This window comes from Pseudoalteromonas rhizosphaerae, assembly GCF_902498845.1.
Classification (GTDB): Bacteria; Pseudomonadota; Gammaproteobacteria; order Enterobacterales; family Alteromonadaceae; genus Pseudoalteromonas; species Pseudoalteromonas rhizosphaerae.
This window is the reverse complement of sequence record NZ_CABVLM010000003.1, coordinates 100,547-117,978: the sequence shown is the minus strand read 5'-3', so window position 1 is coordinate 117,978 and position 17,432 is coordinate 100,547. Positions and strand designations below refer to the sequence as shown.

At 39.4% G+C, this 17,432-nt stretch carries 15 protein-coding genes and 2 tRNA genes; 5 read left to right on the top strand and 12 right to left on the bottom strand.

The window, feature by feature from the left end; translation table 11 throughout:
• Nucleotides 1–78: 78 nt before the first annotated feature.
• Nucleotides 79–1,059, bottom strand: coding sequence for an ion channel (locus PSR9079_RS05845; protein WP_145241414.1), 981 nt, complete (start codon nt 1,057–1,059; stop codon nt 79–81).
• Nucleotides 1,060–1,144: 85 nt separating this feature from the next.
• Here PSR9079_RS05845 and PSR9079_RS05840 point away from each other — a divergent pair, with 85 nt between their 5' ends.
• Complete coding sequence (locus tag PSR9079_RS05840) at nt 1,145–1,876, top strand: M48 family metallopeptidase (RefSeq protein ID WP_149980742.1); 732 nt, start codon at nt 1,145–1,147, stop codon at nt 1,874–1,876.
• A 291-nt stretch (nt 1,877–2,167) separates the two neighbouring features.
• Here the strand turns inward: PSR9079_RS05840 and PSR9079_RS05835 are convergent.
• Nucleotides 2,168–2,252: transfer RNA gene (locus tag PSR9079_RS05835), tRNA-Tyr, on the bottom strand.
• Between the two features lie 49 nt (nt 2,253–2,301).
• Nucleotides 2,302–2,386 (bottom strand) — tRNA-Tyr (locus PSR9079_RS05830).
• Nucleotides 2,387–2,498: 112 nt separating this feature from the next.
• On the opposite strand from PSR9079_RS05830, the gene PSR9079_RS05825 reads away from it, so the two are divergent.
• The 3 genes from PSR9079_RS05825 (at nt 2,499) to PSR9079_RS05815 (ending at nt 4,633) form a co-directional block, all read left to right on the top strand.
• Complete coding sequence (locus PSR9079_RS05825; RefSeq protein ID WP_149980741.1) at nt 2,499–3,020, top strand: VC2046/SO_2500 family protein; 522 nt, start codon at nt 2,499–2,501, stop codon at nt 3,018–3,020.
• Nucleotides 3,021–3,179: 159 nt separating this feature from the next.
• Nucleotides 3,180–3,482, top strand: coding sequence for a DUF6172 family protein (locus tag PSR9079_RS05820; protein WP_145241408.1), 303 nt, complete (start codon nt 3,180–3,182; stop codon nt 3,480–3,482).
• A 206-nt stretch (nt 3,483–3,688) separates the two neighbouring features.
• On the top strand, nt 3,689–4,633 hold the full coding sequence (locus tag PSR9079_RS05815) for a PDC sensor domain-containing protein (RefSeq protein WP_145241406.1): 945 nt from the start codon (nt 3,689–3,691) through the stop codon (nt 4,631–4,633).
• Between the two features lie 45 nt (nt 4,634–4,678).
• Here PSR9079_RS05815 and PSR9079_RS05810 read toward each other — a convergent pair whose 3' ends face one another.
• Nucleotides 4,679–6,298 (bottom strand): M28 family metallopeptidase, encoded by a 1,620-nt coding sequence (locus PSR9079_RS05810; protein ID WP_149980740.1) that lies wholly within the window; start codon nt 6,296–6,298, stop codon nt 4,679–4,681.
• Between the two features lie 233 nt (nt 6,299–6,531).
• Nucleotides 6,532–6,771 (bottom strand): RNA recognition motif domain-containing protein, encoded by a 240-nt coding sequence (locus PSR9079_RS05805; RefSeq protein ID WP_149980739.1) that lies wholly within the window; start codon nt 6,769–6,771, stop codon nt 6,532–6,534.
• Between the two features lie 297 nt (nt 6,772–7,068).
• On the opposite strand from PSR9079_RS05805, the gene PSR9079_RS05800 reads away from it, so the two are divergent.
• Complete coding sequence (locus PSR9079_RS05800) at nt 7,069–10,053, top strand: ligand-binding sensor domain-containing diguanylate cyclase (RefSeq protein WP_149980738.1); 2,985 nt, start codon at nt 7,069–7,071, stop codon at nt 10,051–10,053.
• Nucleotides 10,054–10,327: 274 nt separating this feature from the next.
• Here PSR9079_RS05800 and lipA read toward each other — a convergent pair whose 3' ends face one another.
• From lipA to mrdA, 7 genes are all read right to left on the bottom strand, one after another.
• On the bottom strand, nt 10,328–11,293 hold the full coding sequence (gene lipA / locus PSR9079_RS05795; protein WP_149980737.1) for a lipoyl synthase: 966 nt from the start codon (nt 11,291–11,293) through the stop codon (nt 10,328–10,330).
• Nucleotides 11,290–11,943 (bottom strand): lipoyl(octanoyl) transferase LipB, encoded by a 654-nt coding sequence (gene lipB / locus PSR9079_RS05790; RefSeq protein WP_145240535.1) that lies wholly within the window; start codon nt 11,941–11,943, stop codon nt 11,290–11,292. The genes lipA and lipB overlap by 4 nt, the downstream gene beginning before the upstream one ends.
• 19 nt (nt 11,944–11,962) lie before the next feature.
• Entirely contained in the window at nt 11,963–12,241 is a 279-nt protein-coding gene (gene ybeD / locus PSR9079_RS05785; RefSeq protein ID WP_145240537.1) for a DUF493 family protein YbeD, read from the bottom strand.
• Nucleotides 12,242–12,463: 222 nt separating this feature from the next.
• Nucleotides 12,464–13,624: a serine hydrolase gene (locus tag PSR9079_RS05780; RefSeq protein ID WP_149980736.1), complete on the bottom strand. Its 1,161-nt coding sequence runs from the start codon at nt 13,622–13,624 to the stop codon at nt 12,464–12,466.
• Nucleotides 13,625–13,678: 54 nt separating this feature from the next.
• Nucleotides 13,679–14,452 carry a septal ring lytic transglycosylase RlpA family protein gene (locus tag PSR9079_RS05775; protein WP_149980735.1) on the bottom strand — a complete coding sequence of 258 codons (774 nt, stop codon included), beginning with the start codon at nt 14,450–14,452 and terminating at the stop codon, nt 13,679–13,681.
• On the bottom strand, nt 14,452–15,558 hold the full coding sequence (rodA, locus tag PSR9079_RS05770; protein ID WP_149980734.1) for a rod shape-determining protein RodA: 1,107 nt from the start codon (nt 15,556–15,558) through the stop codon (nt 14,452–14,454). Before rodA ends, PSR9079_RS05775 begins: the two co-directional genes overlap by 1 nt.
• Nucleotides 15,555–17,423 (bottom strand): penicillin-binding protein 2, encoded by a 1,869-nt coding sequence (gene mrdA / locus PSR9079_RS05765; RefSeq protein ID WP_149980733.1) that lies wholly within the window; start codon nt 17,421–17,423, stop codon nt 15,555–15,557. The genes rodA and mrdA overlap by 4 nt, the downstream gene beginning before the upstream one ends.
• Nucleotides 17,424–17,432: the final 9 nt, after the last annotated feature.

Here is a 17,432-nt window from a genome sequence, read left to right as displayed (position 1 = left end):
TGTTAGCATCATTTATAACCAGTTTTATAGCAGGTATTTAGCTGAACTATTTATTTTCGCAGATAAAGTAATCGGTAATTATCGGGTCATACGTTTGACAAATACGACTACGAATAGTGCCAGAGAGAAACTCCCGCAAAACGCTTCAACTGCAGCAACGAATCGGGAGAAACCAACCGGAGTAATATCGCCATATCCTAAGGTTGTAAAAGTAACCACGCTAAAATAGAAGCTATTAAGTAGGGCTAATAAATTATCACTTAATGTTGCCGCCGGATTGAACTGCATAATACGACCAGCATCCATCACCCCAAAAATAAAATAACACAGGGCGCAGCAGATGATCAGTGACAAACTAAAACGGATCACATTTTCAGGCTTTTCACCATACCCGCACAACATATCAATACAGCTCGAGGCTAATCGTTTTTTTGAACCTCGTGGATATTGTGCGTGACGCATCCGCAGTTCTTTGTACGTGAAATTACCCGCCAGTTCAAATAAGCCTTGTTGTTCTGATGCTTTACGTAAATTGCGAAATATTTCTTCTGATTGTTCAAATAAGTCAAGGGCTGCGCTTTTATCTGTATGTTTAAGCGCTGCTTTAGCTTGTTTTTCCTGTAATAGTTCAGCGCCTAGCTCAATGTTATCAATACGGGTGTTGTTTAGTTTTATACCCAATAAATTTGTATCTTGTAGGTTGCAGTAATGCAGGCTTGCTTCGTGCAAGTTGGCTTTCATCAGTGAACTGTGGGCTATTTTATTATTAAACAGGTGAGCGTTGGTGAGCGTTGCACGATAAAAATTACTGTAAGATAAATCAAAACCATCCTCATCATCTTGTTTTATCAAATTAAGCCCATTAAGGTTAGCGCGTTTTAATTGCAATCCCTGTAATAATCCTCCCTTTTTTGCATAGCGCTCTAATTTTTGGGTCAGATCTAAGCCTGACTTATCAAATTTGGCATCATGCCAAAAACAAAAACCTGAGCCCATGTCTGTTTCTTGACAATGATGGCCATCGGGAGAGGTATAACGACAACAAGGCTTATCAGGCATGTTTGATATCGCTTTATTTAATTCTACTTAGTTATAGATTAGCAGTTATTTTGCAAGGTATTATAGTGACCTGTTAATTAGTTCAATGACTGTCGGTCAATTACAAGAGTTAGGTTTGTTTGAATATACATTAAAACGTAGTCGCCGCCGCAAAACTGTCGCTATCAAAGTCCAGCAACAAAGTGTCACAGTTTATGCGCCTGTTGGGGTTGCTAAAAAGGAACTTGAAAGCTGGCTGCTAAGTAAAACTGACTGGATCAATGCGCAAATTAATAAGCAAAGTCAAATGCTTGATACTCGCCAATACCCATTACAAGATAATCGCGTACTGGTTTTTTCACAACCTATGATACTGACTTATGGTGTCAGCTCGCGCAGCGCATGGCAGCTAGTAAAAAATCAGCAGGGGAATGTGTTACAGCTAAATCTTTCTGGACGGGTTAAGCATCAGCAGCCAATGTACCAAACCTTGCTCGAAAGTTTTTTACATGAGCAATTAGAAAATTATATTGAAATGCGTGTACATGCTTATTGCCTAAAAATGGCAGAGGCTTTACCTAGCAGTATTCGCATTCATACTTATAAGCGTCGTTGGGGCAGTTGTAATCGACGACGAGAATTGACCTTTAATTTGTTATTAGCCAGTGCGCCGCAGAGTATTATTGATTATGTAATTGTGCATGAACTAGCTCACTTGAAATATTTAAATCACAGTGCCGCATTTTGGAAGCGCGTCAGTGAGTTTTATCCTGATTATAAGCAAGCAACAAAATGGTTAAGGCAACACGGTGCGAGTTTACAATGGGTAGTCGAATGAGTTAGCGAGGATAAAGTTACCGAGGGTAAAGTTAGCGAGGGTAAAGTTAGCGAGGATAAAGTTACCGAGGATAAAGTTAGCGAGGATAAAGTTACCGAGGATAAAGTTAGCGAGGATAAAGTTAGCGAGGATAAAGTTAGCGAGGATAAAGTTAGCGAGGATAAAGTTACCGAGGATAAAGTTACCGAGAATAAAGTTACCGAGAATAAAGTTAGCGAGAATAAAGTAGCGAGAATAAAGTTAGCGAGAATAAAGTTCGAAGAATGAAGTTTTGCTGATAGTTAAGAAAAGTGGTGGAGGGAGCTGGATTCGAACCAGCGAAGGCTGAGCCGTCAGATTTACAGTCTGATCCCTTTGGCCGCTCGGGAACCCCTCCACACTAATTTTGTCGCATTTGGCCCCACTTAACTTAGCGGTAAGAAAAGTGGTGGAGGGAGCTGGATTCGAACCAGCGAAGGCTGAGCCGTCAGATTTACAGTCTGATCCCTTTGGCCGCTCGGGAACCCCTCCAATGCAACGGCGCTGATAATAGCAAAGTGAGCATTTAAGTAAAGAAAAAAGCTAAAGAAATATTAAATAAAGCCGATAAATATCTATTACTAACTGCAATCGGCTAAAGTCTATGCAAATCGATGATTTGTTAATCACAGAGAGTCAACTTAACAATCGTCTTGCCAAAAGTGTCTCAGAACACCGTCGTGGCGAGTTTGCATTATTATTGGCAATGCTTTCTCATGACGTGTTAGATTTTAGTCAATTTCATCTCCCTAAAACCCCATTTGATGCACATGCTTCAACACCAAATGAAGCGCAATTACGTGAACAATTAGGGGCTGGGCCTGAGCAAGCATTGGCTCCAGATGAATTTGATATGCTCATTGGCCAACATAATGCACAGCTATTACAACAAGGCAGCATGGCAGATATTCGTTTACGTTCGTGCCTTGCGCCGGAACCATTAGTGATCAGAGATGATAAAAACCATATTCCACTAATGGTGATTGATAATTGCGAACTAGTCGTGCGAAAGCGTCATTTAGATAAAGAAACACAGCTGGATCATCCGCAAATGGATGCGGCTGCATTTTACGATAGCCTTAATAATGCAGATCTTCATCAACCCTTACACCTTGCCCAAGCGTGATATTAAGCTGTAATAATTATCGGTAAAAATATTTTATTTATTTTAGTGTAAAAAAAGCATCCACAAACTAAATGCAATTGCTATAATGACCCCAAATGGCATTTCCAATTTACTTGGTATTATTGCCATCATCATTAAATCAAGGTAATTAGGAACGTAATGAAGAAAACATTCACGCTGAATCACGAGAAAATCAAATACCCTCGCATGGTAGATGCTGCAAAGCATGAAGTAAAAAAGTATTTGAAAAGAGAGCGTAACAAAACGTTGCCAATTGATGCTGATTACTGGGCATTTGATTGTAAATTTGGTAACACAGCTGAAGATGCCCAAGTGGTGCACGTTGCTGAAATTAGCAACTCAATCAGCGAAATTGAAAAACAAGGCTTAGAGTCGTTTTATGTTGAAATCATTGCTAGAGCTGCACAACGTCAAGTGCAAGACTCTGATGATGAAATTTAAAAGTAATTGATTTAATGAAAGAATGGGCTAAGTAGCCCATTTTTTGTGCTTGCAAAAAAGTAAGTCCAGCAGTTTATTTTGCACCTGGTTGGTGCGAAATAGATTTTTTATTTTATTTAAATAATGCAACTAATTGATTTATAAGTTTTTGTAAAGTTGGTTCTGTAATTGCTATTACTTTTAATTATGCAGTTAGGAGCAAACACATGGCAAGAATGAGTTATATCAGTAGCGTCGAACGTTACCAAGAATATCAAACCGTGATCCACGACTTACTTGACTCAGTGCTAGCAAGCTTAGAAGACGGTGTTAAAAAACAACAAGATAATCGTTATTTAATCGCTCAATACCCATTTTTAGAATTACAATACTGTTTAGATAAAAATGGCGTGCAGCTAGGTAACAATGTCTGCTTTAAACGTCAGTATATGAAGACCTTAAATAATCGTGGCGATTCACAGGATTTGAGTGAACGGCCGTATTTTCAAGGTATCCAACAACAGCAACATACTCGTTTTACGCCGCCCTATATTTCGATCGCGACCAATCACTTATGTATTTCAGCAATAAAATCGTTACATGCTTCATATGGCGAAAATCGCTATTTAGTGATTGATGTATGTCTAACGCAATTAATCGAATTTATTATGGGGGATCGTACTCGCGCCACGATGACGCCATTTTTTAAAGCGGGTTATGGCATTATTGTCAGTTGCTTATTTATCTTAGTGTTATTTTTACTTGGTAGGGTGTTTGGTGATATTTATAGCTTACTGTTTGTCCGCTCTATAGAAAATGATCCGCTCGAACCGTTTACGATCATCATTTTTATCACCCTCGCGTTAGCAATATTTGATTTAGGTAAAACGATTCTCGAAGAAGAAATTTTAATGCATAAAGATATCTTTAGGCACAGTTCAACGCGGCGCACTATCACACGGTTTATTTCAACTATTTTAATTGCAGTGTCTATTGAAGCGTTATTAACGATGTTTAAGGCAGCGCTGGGGCAGTCGCAGTATTTATTACCGGCAATTTATATGATGTTGGCGGTTGTAGGGCTATTGATTGCGTTGGCTATTTATGTGTATTTAGGGGCAAAAGCCGAAACCTTATTATTGAGCGCACAACGCAATAAGAAAGGGCATTAATAAAAATGGGGTAGGCGATGAATGCCTACCCCAACTCAACTTAATTTATTCTGCGCGGTCTTGGGCGCGACGAGTTTTAAAATCTGAATCGGCTTGCCATTTTGGCCAATCACCGTTGTTTGCCAATTGTGATGCGATATCAACAATTAACTCGATGTCTTGTTTTACACCACCTAATGACCACTGAGCAGAGTAATCATCAGCTTCTTTATGGTATTTATGAGCAATATAATCTGGATCTGTATCACCTAAACTCATAAACAGTAAACCAGGTACGCCTTGTTTAGCTAGTGAGAAGTGATCTGATCGGAAGAATAGGCCGTTTTGTGGCACGGGATCCATTTTTACATGACGGCCTTGTTTGCTTGCGGCTTTGCTAAGGTAGTCTTCCATTTGTGATAAGCCTTTGCCGTATTGCAGTATGTAATCGGTGCCATCTAGCACATTCATACCATCAATATTTAACAGAGCGACCATCTGCTTGGTAGGGATAAGTTCGCCACTGGCAAATTGCTCTGAGCCAATTAACCCTGTTTCTTCGGCGGTAAAGTTCGCAAAAATAATCGAGCGCTTAAACGGTTTTTGTTTATGCATGTTACTTAATATACGAGCGATTTCAATTGTGGCAGCACTGCCTGAGGCATTATCAACTGCACCATTATAAATTTTTGGCCCGCTATCAGTTTGCTTAGTGCCAAAATGATCCCAATGTGCGCTGACCACAATATATTCATCAGGCGCTTCACTGCCCGTTAATTTTGCAACAACATTGTGTGATTTAGCGTGTGACACTTCGTTTTTAAATGCAAGGTTTGCTGTTAAATTAAGCGCAGTAGCTTTAAAGTCGTCGTTAAGTGCTTGTTGCTTTAATTGTTGATAGCTCAAGTTTGCTGATTTAAATAGCTGCTCGGTTGCATCGAGTGTTAGCCAACCCATAACCGGTAGTTCTGATGCGTTTAGGTTGTTATCCATCAAGGTATATTTTGTGCCTGTATTTGAGCTTTCAACTACGCCCCAAGGATATGCAGCTGGCGCTGTTTCGTGCACAATAAATACTGCGGCTGCGCCTTGGCGAGCGGCTTCTTCGTATTTGTAAGTCCAGCGACCGTAGTAGGTCATAGCGTTGCCGGTAAATAGCGCATCGTTTTGCGTAGCAAACCCAGGATCATTTACTAACACAACAACCGTTTTACCCGTTACATCAATATTCTTATAATCATTCCAATTATACTCGGGCGCATTAATGCCATAACCAACAAATACTACCTCTGAATCACGAACATCAATAAGTGGCTGTAATTGCTTCGTTCGCGCCGTAAAATCTTTACCAGCGGTAAAGCTCAAGTCGCCAATTTTTAATTGCATGTTTTGATCAGCGGTTACCATCGCCATTTTTACCGGCTGTAAAAACTTATTATTATATGCACCAGTTAATCCAAGCGCTTGGTATTGGTCACTTAAGTAACCCACAGTTTTTACTTCACCGCGCGTTAATGGACCGCGTCCTTCAAATTCGTCTGAGGCAAGGGTTTTAATATGTTGTTTAATATTGCTTAAATTTACACTGGTTGTATTGTCAAGCGTCGTTTGTTCTTGAGCAGGCTCTGAACAGCCAGTTAAGCCCAATAATAAAGTTACACTGAGCGATTTAAAAAGAGGAGTCATAATTGCAGGTTTTTAAGGATACATACTGTGACTATATGGGGTGTCGGTTTTGCTGTCTAGTTTTTTGCCATGAAGCGCAGATATTTTTATAAAATACAATTAGTTGATTTTGGGTACTATGATTTAGGGGCTGAATTAAATTTCGTTGGGTGAAAGGGACTGGCGCAGAAGTTGTGTGAAAAAAAGCTAAAAGCCAGCGAAGAGTGCTGGCCTTTTGCAACAAAATAACACGTTTAAGCGTCAGCTTTCTTTACGCGGATCTTGCTTTTATCAACAGTACTTTGATTCAATGCTTTTATTGCTACAGCAGCTTCTGCATCGTTTGGCATTTCTACAAAGGCAAAGCCTTTCGATTGGCCAGTTTCTTTATCGAGTACTAAGTTACAGGTGGTCACTTTACCGTGCGCTGTAAATAAAGTACGAAGCTCATGCTCTGTTGTAGCACGAGAGAGGTTACGAACTAATAATTTCATGTTTAGCCTAAATGAGGGTATCAAATAAGATTATCTCAAGTAATTTGGCTTTAACCTAATGTTATTTTGTATCTTATACTAAATAAAATTTTTACGAACTGCTTTGGATATATCTGTAAACTGCTATTGTCAGTGTTTTGATTGATAATTATACAGATTCAAATTGAGTTATTTTAATAATCAAAAATAATTTTTAGCATTCTACTCATAAGTAATTATAATAAAACCATTATCTATATAATCATTTTATTACTGATTATCAAAACTGTGTGAGCCTTAAAGGAACATTTTTTACTAATGAAAAAAACATGGGAAGTGTTTTGTTGCTTTGTTATTTGGTTTTCTTCTCAGGATGTATTATCAAAAGCGTCGCATCAGTTTCCGCAAAGTCGATTTTATTCAACGCAACATGGATTATCACAAGCCTCGATTTATGATATTGAGGAAGACAGCAATGGGTATATTTGGTTTGCAACGCAATTAGGTATTAACCGATTTGATGGTTATGAGTTTGTTTCTTTTGGGCAAAAAACAGAGGATGGCAATGGACTTTCTGGTTCATATGTGTTTGATTTAGAAATTGATCCCAATAAAGGTGATTTATACGTTGGTAACATAAACGGGCTTGATGTATTAGAGCAGCAATCAGGTCAATTCAGACACATTTATTTAGATAGCTCAAAAAGTGGGAACGAGCAGTATATTGTTAGAAAAATTAAATTTGATGCTGAAAATAATTTATGGGTTGGCTCTAGTAAGGGGCTTTTTTATCGTCCGGTAGGAAGTAGTGAGTTTAAAAAAATTACTAATGAGCAAACACCTTACAATGTATATGATCTAGGTTTTGATAAAAAAGGCAATGTATGGGCAACGACTAAATCGGGCTTGTTAAAGTTCGATAAACAAAATTTTAATAAGCCTCCTACTGTATTGTTAGCAAATAAAAATGTCAGTACCCTGTTCATTGATAGTGAGCAAAAGCTATGGGTGGGGACCAATGGTTACGGTTTATTTAAATATAATATAAACGATCAGCAGCCAATATTAATTGAAAATATTAGTACCCACAACGGTTTAGTTGATTCTATTGTTAATGATATTCACCAGATGTCAGATGGCTCTATTTGGATTGCTACTGCTGATGGTGCATCTATATTCACTGATCCTAATGATCTTTTAGATTCAACGGTATTTAAGAGTAATGAGAATATCGAAGTGGATGAAGGTATCAATCATCACAATATTAGAAGTTTACTTGAATCTAAAAATGGCGTTATATTTTTTGGCACAATCGATAGTGGCGTTGGTGTTATTGACCCAGGTAAAACATTGATTAAATCATTAGAGTTTAAAAATAGAGATTCAATTTATTTTGTTACTTCGGGGAATAATGGCGAAATATGGGCATCGGGTACATCTGGAGTTTGGAAAGTAAATAGTGATTTATCAATAGAGGGGCCATTTCAATACGCAAATAATGGTGGTAACAATTTAGCGCAAAATAAGCTTACTGCAGTTTATTACTCTAAATTAGATGGTACTTTATGGGTGGCTTCAAAGCTTGGTTTGAGTAAGCTTAATGAAGAGACTCAGCTGCTAGAAACTCTACCTTTTAAAAGTGTGCCCATTTATACATTAACTGAAGATGAGCTGGGCATGCTGTGGATCGGTAGTTATGATAATGGTTTATTTTATTACGATCCAAAAAATAATGATGTTATTTTAAATATTGATACACCACTAGTTACAGAAATTTTAAGTTTAAATAAAGAGCAAACATGGGTTGCAACTATTGGTGGTTTATATTTGGTTAATAGCGTGACCAAGCATTTTGAACACTTCTCCCACGATCCGGACGATCCAAGCAGTTTACCCCATAATGTAATTACATGGATTTCTGAAATCTCTCCTGGAAATTACTTTTTAGGCACTCAAGGTAAAGGTCTGTGGCACATGCGATATGATGAATCGATGAAAGCGCCAATATTTGAGCAATTATTTGCTGATTCAGCTATTTCAAAGAGTTCTATAGGTGGTGTAATAAAAGGGAGTGATAATGGTTATTGGGCTGCAAGCTCGCGTGGTTTGTCTCGGATTAACGAGTCTTTTACGCTCATAGATCATTACTCGCAAAACGATGGTGTTAGTATAGGCGGCTATTATATTGCTAGACCAGCTGAAAATGAAGCTGGCTTATTATTTTTTGCAGGCGTTAATAGCTTTAATTATTTCGATCCTATGACTATAAACACATCAACTGATTTTCCAGCCCTTGAGCTTACAAAAATAAAAACATTAAGCTTAGAGAGTGAAGATGATATTTATGATGCTAAAAAAGCTCCTCTGAAAGAATTACCAAATGATTACGAGTTAGTGCTTGAACCTAATAATTTGATGGTTACTATTGAATTTACATCTCTTGAATATGGAAGTCCAAAGAGTATTCAATATGCCTATAAACTAAAGGGTTTTGATAATCGCTGGCAGTATGTTGATAGTATTAGCCGCAGCGTTTTGTTTACAAACTTGTTACCCGGTCACTACGAACTTGAAATTAAAAATACAAATCGTCATGGTGTATGGGCCACTAAAGCAAACGTATTGAGTATTGTAGTAAAAACGCCATGGTGGAAAACGACTGAATTTATATTTTTGAGTGTCATACTATTTTTTGTTTTTACATACCTTATTTATCGCTGGCGTACATACAACTTGCACCAACAAGCAATCGCTTTGAATAGTCTTGTTGATAGCAAAACAAAAGATCTAAAACATGCAAATGAGCAGCTTAGAATATTAACGGTAAAAGATTCGCTAACGCAATTAATGAATAGACGAGGTTTTACTGAGCGCTCGAATCAAGAGTTTGAAAAGTATCAACGTGATAAAAATGCATTTTGCATATGCTTATTTGATATCGATAAGTTCAAGAATATTAACGACACTTATGGTCACTCTATAGGTGACAATGTGCTTGTAGAGGTTGCCAACACCATTAAAAGTAGCGTGAGAGGATGTGATGTTGTTGCGCGTTGGGGCGGCGAAGAATTTATTGTTTTATTCCCAAACGTTGATTTAAGCAAGGCAAATGATATTGCAGAAAGAGTTAGATTGTCGGTTTCCTCGTTAGAGTTGGTAGTTAAGGGAATTAAAATATCACCTACTATATCTGGTGGTATTGCTAGTATTGAAAAATTTAATTCACTAGATGAATGCATAAATTGCGCTGATGATTTGCTTTATAAAGCTAAAGATTTAGGGCGAAATAGGGTGTGTTTATAAAAATTTAAATTATAGGGGGGTAGTTAAAATATTAAGCATTTGAAATAAAGTAAATTAAATCAACCCTTAGTTTAGATTTTGCTGCCTTAACAGGAACCCCTGTTGAACCTTGCAACGACGCGGCTGAAGTTGACTTGCGATAGGCCTAAGTTAAGGGTGTAGGGTCTATTGGATTAACAGGGCGTCAGAGATGATCTATAGTGCATAAACAAAAAAGCCGTTAGCTGTGAATAATTCATTGCTAACGGCTTTTATAATATAGGTTAAAAAGTAACTATTTTACTTCTTTACCCGCAGCTTGCTGATCAGCATGGTAGCTTGAACGAACAAATGGGCCTGAAGCCGCGTGTGTAAAGCCAATTTCATCAGCATACTCTTTTAGTGCATCAAACTCAGCAGGCGGCACGTAGCGTTTTACTGGTAAGTGATGCTTAGAGGGTTGTAGGTATTGGCCTACGGTTAGCATATCAACGTTATGCTCACGTAAATCACGCAGTACTTCTTCAATTTCGCTAATTTCTTCACCTAAACCAACCATTAACCCCGATTTAGTTTTAACCTCAGGGTGTGCTTCTTTAAAGCGGCGTAATAATTCAAGTGACCACTTGTAATCAGCACCTGGACGCGCCAATTTGTACAAACGTGGTGCTGTTTCTAGGTTGTGGTTAAATACATCTGGTGGCGTTTCTATTAAGATTTCAAGCGCTCGGTCCATGCGACCACGAAAATCAGGCACTAAAATTTCGATGGTGATTTTTGGGTTATACTTACGAATTTCACGAATACAATCAGCAAAATGTTGTGCGCCGCCATCACGTAAATCATCACGATCCACAGAGGTGATCACCACATAGCTTAACTTCATATCGCGAATAGTAAGAGCCAACTTCTCTGGCTCTGCGGCGTCTGGTGTTAACGGACGGCCATGGGCAACATCACAAAATGGGCAACGACGAGTACAAATTGCGCCTAAAATCATAAAAGTTGCTGTACCGTGATTAAAGCATTCTGATAAGTTAGGGCAAGAGGCTTCTTCACACACTGAATGCAGTCCGTGCTTACGCATGGCTTGTTTAATGCCGTCGATCCGCTCAGTTGATTTAGGTAAGCGAATTTTTAGCCACTCTGGCTTGCGTAACATTTCGTTTTTTTCAGTGGGTAATACTTTTACTGGGATCAACGCCATTTTTTCAGCGTCGCGTAGTTTTACCCCTGGTTCCATCTTGACTGGTTTATTCATTCGTTTTCAAACCCTTCAGTATACTTAACCTGTGTCGCATTAAGTTTTTTAATCATATGTTTTACGAGCCCAGCACCTGCTTGCGCAAGGTTTTCTGGGCCGTTCAAGTCGGTTGTTTGCACCATGTTCATACCGGCGTAACCACATGGGTTGATACGTAAAAACGGGCTCATGTCCATGTTTACATTCAATGCTAGACCATGAAAAGAGCAGCCACGGCGAACACGAAGTCCTAATGATGCTATTTTGCTATCGTTAACATAAACCCCCGGGGCATCTGCTTTTGCGTAGGCTTTAATACCGTAATCATTGAGTGTATCGATAATACACTCTTCAAGCCATGTGACCAATTCTCGTACGCCAATTTTCAAGCGACGTAAGTTAAATAATACGTACATCATTTGCTGGCCCGGTCCGTGATAGGTTACTTGACCACCTCGGTCAACCTTGATCACTTCTATATCTCCAGGTGCAAGTAGGTGTTCATCTTTACCTGCTTGGCCTTGCGTAAATACTGGCTCATGTTCAACGAGCCATATTTCATCCGCATCATGCTCAGTTCGAACATCAGTATAGTTTTGCATTTGTTGCCAAATTGGCATGTAACGCTGTTTACCAAGTTGACGGACGATTAAGGTATTTTCGCTCACAGCTTACTCCGCTTAGCGTTTAAAGCATGTGTCGTACGTCATCAATCGCACTGATCACGTTATAAATTTCTTCAATATGAGTGCCGCTGGTCACGGTAACGACTAAGCTAACTGACTCATAATTACCTTTGCTGCTAGGTTTAACTTTTGGAGCGTAGTCGCCAGGGGCAATAGGTTGTAACTTAGTTAGAATTTGGTCAGTTAAGTTGACGTTTGCCAACCCCATTACTCTAAATGTAAAAGGGCAAGGGTATTCTAAATATTCATCAAATTTAGTATTTTTTACCGGTGTAGCCACGACGTTGACTCCTCATACTTATATGTGTGTTTAGTATTTATTACCAAACAATAAACCGATTAGATAACCTGTTCTCGACCTTTATAACAATTGAATTAATCGCTTACATAAGACAATTGGTATTCTGGTTATTTGCGGGTTAGATATGGGGCGCATTCTACCATCTTTAAAGCAAAAAAAAACGCCTTGCTTTGCAAGGCGCTTATATTATTTGGTAGCGTTTTACATTATTTGTAAACGTAGGTAATCATAAATTTTACTAAAGAAGCTACCTTCTTCAACTTCTTCAAGCGTTACCAGAGGATACTGAGCAATTACTTCGCCTTCAAGTTGTAAAGATAAAGTACCTACGGTAGAGCCTTTCGCTAATGGTGCCTCTAAAACTTTATCAAGTTTAAAGTCGGCTTTTAAATTTTTACGTTGGCCGCGTGGAATAGTGATCGGCGTATCAACTAAAATGCCTAACGATACATTTTCTTTGTTACCCATCCAAATACGTTGCTCGGCAAAACTGTCGCCGGCTTTGTAAGGTGTGATTGTTTCAAAAAAACGAAAACCATAGTTAAGTAATTTTTTACTTTCTACTTTACGTGCACGTTCACTCGAAGTACCCATAACCACGGCGATTAAACGCATATCATCTTTAGTCGCTGAACTTACTAAGCTGTAACCTGCTTCCGATGTATGACCGGTTTTTATACCATCAACGTTTAAGCTTTCATCCCATAACAGTGAGTTACGGTTGTATTGCTTAATGCCGTTAAAAGTAAATGATTTTTGTGAGTAAACCGCATACTCGTCAGGTACATCACGAATAAGTGCTGCACCTAAGGTGGCCATATCTCGAGGGGTTGTGAAGTGTTCGTTGGTATCTAAGCCATGGCTATTAATGAAGTGGCTGTTACTCATACCTAATTTCTCAGCATGGGCATTCATTAAGTCTGCAAATGCGCTTTCGCTACCGGCAATATGTTCTGCCATTGCTACGCAAGCATCATTACCTGACTGGATAATAATACCGTGGTTTAAATCGTTAACACTAATTTGCTTACCCACTTCGATGAACATTTTCGAAGATTCAGGAAAGTTTTTAGCCCACGCTTTTTCGCTTACCGTAACCATATCTGTTGGCGCTATATTGCCTGCTTTGATTTCGGTACCAATGACGTAGCTGGTCATCATTTTAGTTAAACTGGCAGGTGCTAGGCGAGTATCAGCTTCACCCTCGGCAATAACTTTACCAGTGGTGAAATCAACAAGAAAATAACCTTTTGCATTAACTTGAGGCGGTGCAGGGATGATTTGGGCGGTCGCAGAAAAAACGGCAGCAGAGCAAACTACGCCACATACACCGCTAATAATTTTGGATTTAATAGATTTCATCATACTCATTAATGGTTAAAGTTAAAGATTCGCGTTTACCTCATTCTAAAGGTGTTATTCACTATAAAGCAAGAACGCGTTTTGAAATTGATCCTGTTTTAGTTTTTCAAGTACTTGCTGAGCTTGCTCAGCATTTTTAATTGGCCCTAAACGCAGCCTATAAATAGCATCTTTTTCCACAATATTAGTGGGCAATTGGTATTGCTGGCGTAAAGTGTACGCTAATGCTTCAATATTTTTTAAGGTACTGCCTGCAGCGACTTGAATATAACTCAAACGCGCAGTCGAATCGGCCATTGTAATAGCTTCAAGCTTAACCTTGGCTGTACCATGATGATAGTAACCAAGTTTATACGCTGCTGCATAGGATAAATCGATTAAGCGATCCTCATGAAATGGGCCACGATCATTTACACGGACAATCACAGATTTGCCATTACTGGTGTTGGTTACTTTTACAAAGCTAGGCAAGGGTAACGTTTTATGAGCGGCAGTCATCGCAAACATATCGTAGACTTCGCCATTTGAGGTGTGATAACCATGAAATTTACGGCCATACCATGAAGCGATACCTTCTTCGCTATAACCAGTTTCATCTAGCATCGGAGTATAGTTTTTGCCGTTAACTGTGTAAGCGCGCCCAGCACTGGCACTTTTGCTAACCTCTGTGACTATGGCATCTTGCATTTCTAATTCAGTGGGTACTCTCAGTGGTGCAGAATCATGACGCATACTATATCGGTCACTGTGATTTATACCTGAAGAGCTACAGGCACTTAAAAAAACCACGAACCACAAACAGCTGAATAATTTTAAACAGTAGCGCATTATTTTAACAGCATCCTTTTATCAGTTGCGATAGACATAATAATGCCAAACCCGGCCATTAAAGTGACCATCGACGTACCGCCATAACTTATCAATGGCAATGGTACACCCACCACAGGTAGTAACCCTGATACCATGCCAATATTTACAAATACATAAACAAAAAAAGTCAGCGTGAGTGCCCCTGCCAGTAATTTACCAAATGCATCTTGAGCATTAACTGCGATATACAAACCGCGACCAATAATAAATAAATACATGGACAATAAAACACATACACCAAAAAGGCCAAATTCCTCACTAAGTACTGAAAAGATAAAATCAGTATGGCGTTCAGGTAAAAACTCTAATTGTGATTGCGTGCCTTGCAGCCAACCTTTACCTTCAATACCACCAGAGCCGATAGCTATTTTTGATTGGATAATATGATAACCAGAGCCAAGAGGATCGCTTTCTGGATTGAACAAAGTTAGTACCCGCTGTTTTTGATAGTCATGCATACCGTAATGCCAAAAAGGCCACGCAGCTAAAGCAACCAAAGCGCTAAAAAAGCCGATTAATCGCCAGCTTAAACCAGACAAAAACAATACAAAGATCCCTGAACTGGCAATTAAGATGGAGGTACCTAAGTCGGGCTGTTCTTTGATCAGGAGTGTGGGAACCATAACAATGGTAAAACCAACAACTAAGTGCAGTGCTCTTGGCGGCAAATGATTACGGCCAATATACCAAGCCACCATCATAGGCACGGCTATTTTCATTAATTCAGCAGGTTGAAAGCGGGTAATGCCTAAATCTAACCAGCGCTGAGCGCCTTTGGAGCTGACGCCAAATAACAGCACCCCAACCAGCATCAGTAACCCAACACAATATAAAGGAATAACTAAACGCTTTAAGGTCGCGGGTGAAAATTGCGCTAAAATAATCATACCTAAAACAGCGCCGCCCATCCTGGTAATATGACGGATCATCATTGCAGGGTCTTGACCACTGGCGCTATAAACAACGGTTACACTGCCTGCCATCATTAATAGCAATGCCAGCAGTAGCGGCAAGTCAAGATGCATACGCATCCAGATTGAACGGCCATCATGCAAACTGGTCATGGTGTGTTATTCCTAGCAAGATTAACGGGATTTGCGGCAAAGTAGTAATCCATTAGTTGGCGAGCAATTTGCACACCGCCATGATTGTTTTCTAGAACAACAGAAACAACGATTCTGGGATCCTCATAAGGTGCAAAGCCTACATAGATAGTATTATCACGTTGACGCTCTTTGAGGGATTTTGCATCGTATCGCTCACCTTGAGCAATACTGACTATTTGTGCGGTGCCTGTTTTACCTGCTGAATCGTAATTTGTTCCTTTAAATGCTCTGTGTGCAGTACCTGAGGTTTTTTGAACAGTGTTATGCATAGCATCTAATGCGACCTGCCAATGGCGAGGATCTTTTAAAATAACGGGTGGCTTTTCTTCATTATTGATCTGTGTGACGTCATTGTCTTTTTTCACAACTTGTACTAAGTGTGGAGGGTGGTTAACGCCACGATTTACTAATATATTCATCGCGTTTGCGATTTGTAGGGGAGTTGCGGTCCAATAACCTTGGCCAATGCCAACAGAGATAGTATCGCCGCGCCACCATGATTCTTTAAAACGGCCTTCTTTCCATTCTTTTGATGGCAAAATAGCCGTGGTTTCTTCATGAATATCAATACCGGTTAAATCACCGTAGCCAAACTGTGCCATAAAATCACTGATTTTGGTGATCCCTAATCGATAAGAGACATCATAAAAATAGGTATCACACGACTCTTCAATGGCTTTGTAAACATCAACATGGCCATGGCCCCAACGTTTCCAATCTCGCCACTTATGATCAACATTCGGAATTTGGAAGAAACCAGGATCCCACATTGACGTTTGCTCGGTAACGAGACCTTCTTCAAGGGCCAGAACAGCCATGTGAGGTTTTACCGTCGATGCTGGCGCATAACGCCCTTGTGTGGTTCGATTGATTAGAGGTCGGTCAGGATTTAATAAGGCTTTGTAGTTTTTACTGCTAATGCCGTGAACAAATAAGTTCGGATCATAACTGGGATTAGAATACAGCGCTAACACGCCTCCGTCTTTGGCGTCCATGACGATCACAGCGCCACGCATATCTTTAAGTGCATGTTGGGCAATTTGCTGCAAGCCAACATCAAGAGTAAGAACAAGATCATTACCCGGCTGCGGAGGAGTCATACTTAAGGTGCGAATGACGCGACCACGATTATTGACTTCAACCCGCTGTGAACCTACTTGGCCATGCAGCAGTTGTTCATAATATTTCTCAATACCGAGTTTACCAATATCATGGGTTGCACGGTAATTAGTACCTTGCTCTTGTGCTTCGAGCTGAGCCAGTTCTTTTTTATTGAGTTTAGCAACGTACCCTAACGCATGGGTTAGGGTATCTGCAAACGGGTAGTAGCGTGCCAAACGTGCTTCGATACTAAACCCAGGGAATTTATGCTGATTGACCGAAAAACGGGCTACTTCTTGTTCGTTTAAACGTGCTTTTAATACTTGACTCTTAAAGCGACGGTTATGTTTTATATCATCAAGAAAATCGTTTTTTTGTTGCTCTGAAATATCAATAAATTGTGTCAGTGCTGACAGTGATGCATCAAGATCGTCAACTTCTTCAGGAATAACTTCTAAATTATAAACAGGCTTATTTTCAGCGAGCAACACACCATTGCGGTCATAAATAAGGCCTCGGTTAGGAGCAATAGGAATAACTTTAATGCGATTGTCGTTAGAACGTGTTTGATAATCTTGGTGATCATCAACTTGAATGGTATATAAATTGGAAAGTAAAACCGCGACTAAAATAGTAACAAATACAAACCCCACAAAGGCGCGACGAGCAAATAGGTTAGCTTCTGCTGAGTGGTCTCTAATTGTGGGTCTGTGTTTGCGCATGAGTAAATG

Excerpts from the sequence above, each read along its gene's own strand:
- lipA (WP_149980737.1), bottom strand. The coding sequence starts at position 11,293 with ATGAATAAACCAGTCAAGATGGAACCAGGGGTAAAACTACGCGACGCT.
- PSR9079_RS05845 (WP_145241414.1), bottom strand. The coding sequence starts at position 1,059 with ATGCCTGATAAGCCTTGTTGTCGTTATACCTCTCCCGATGGCCATCAT.
- rodA (WP_149980734.1), bottom strand. The coding sequence starts at position 15,558 with ATGACCAGTTTGCATGATGGCCGTTCAATCTGGATGCGTATGCATCTT.
- mrdA (WP_149980733.1), bottom strand. The coding sequence starts at position 17,423 with ATGCGCAAACACAGACCCACAATTAGAGACCACTCAGCAGAAGCTAAC.
- PSR9079_RS05775 (WP_149980735.1), bottom strand. The coding sequence starts at position 14,452 with ATGCGCTACTGTTTAAAATTATTCAGCTGTTTGTGGTTCGTGGTTTTT.
- PSR9079_RS05820 (WP_145241408.1), top strand. The coding sequence starts at position 3,180 with ATGAAGAAAACATTCACGCTGAATCACGAGAAAATCAAATACCCTCGC.
- PSR9079_RS05780 (WP_149980736.1), bottom strand. The coding sequence starts at position 13,624 with ATGAAATCTATTAAATCCAAAATTATTAGCGGTGTATGTGGCGTAGTT.
- PSR9079_RS05825 (WP_149980741.1), top strand. The coding sequence starts at position 2,499 with ATGCAAATCGATGATTTGTTAATCACAGAGAGTCAACTTAACAATCGT.
- PSR9079_RS05805 (WP_149980739.1), bottom strand. The coding sequence starts at position 6,771 with ATGAAATTATTAGTTCGTAACCTCTCTCGTGCTACAACAGAGCATGAG.
- PSR9079_RS05810 (WP_149980740.1), bottom strand. The coding sequence starts at position 6,298 with ATGACTCCTCTTTTTAAATCGCTCAGTGTAACTTTATTATTGGGCTTA.
- PSR9079_RS05815 (WP_145241406.1), top strand. The coding sequence starts at position 3,689 with ATGGCAAGAATGAGTTATATCAGTAGCGTCGAACGTTACCAAGAATAT.
- PSR9079_RS05840 (WP_149980742.1), top strand. The coding sequence starts at position 1,145 with ATGACTGTCGGTCAATTACAAGAGTTAGGTTTGTTTGAATATACATTA.
- PSR9079_RS05800 (WP_149980738.1), top strand. The coding sequence starts at position 7,069 with ATGAAAAAAACATGGGAAGTGTTTTGTTGCTTTGTTATTTGGTTTTCT.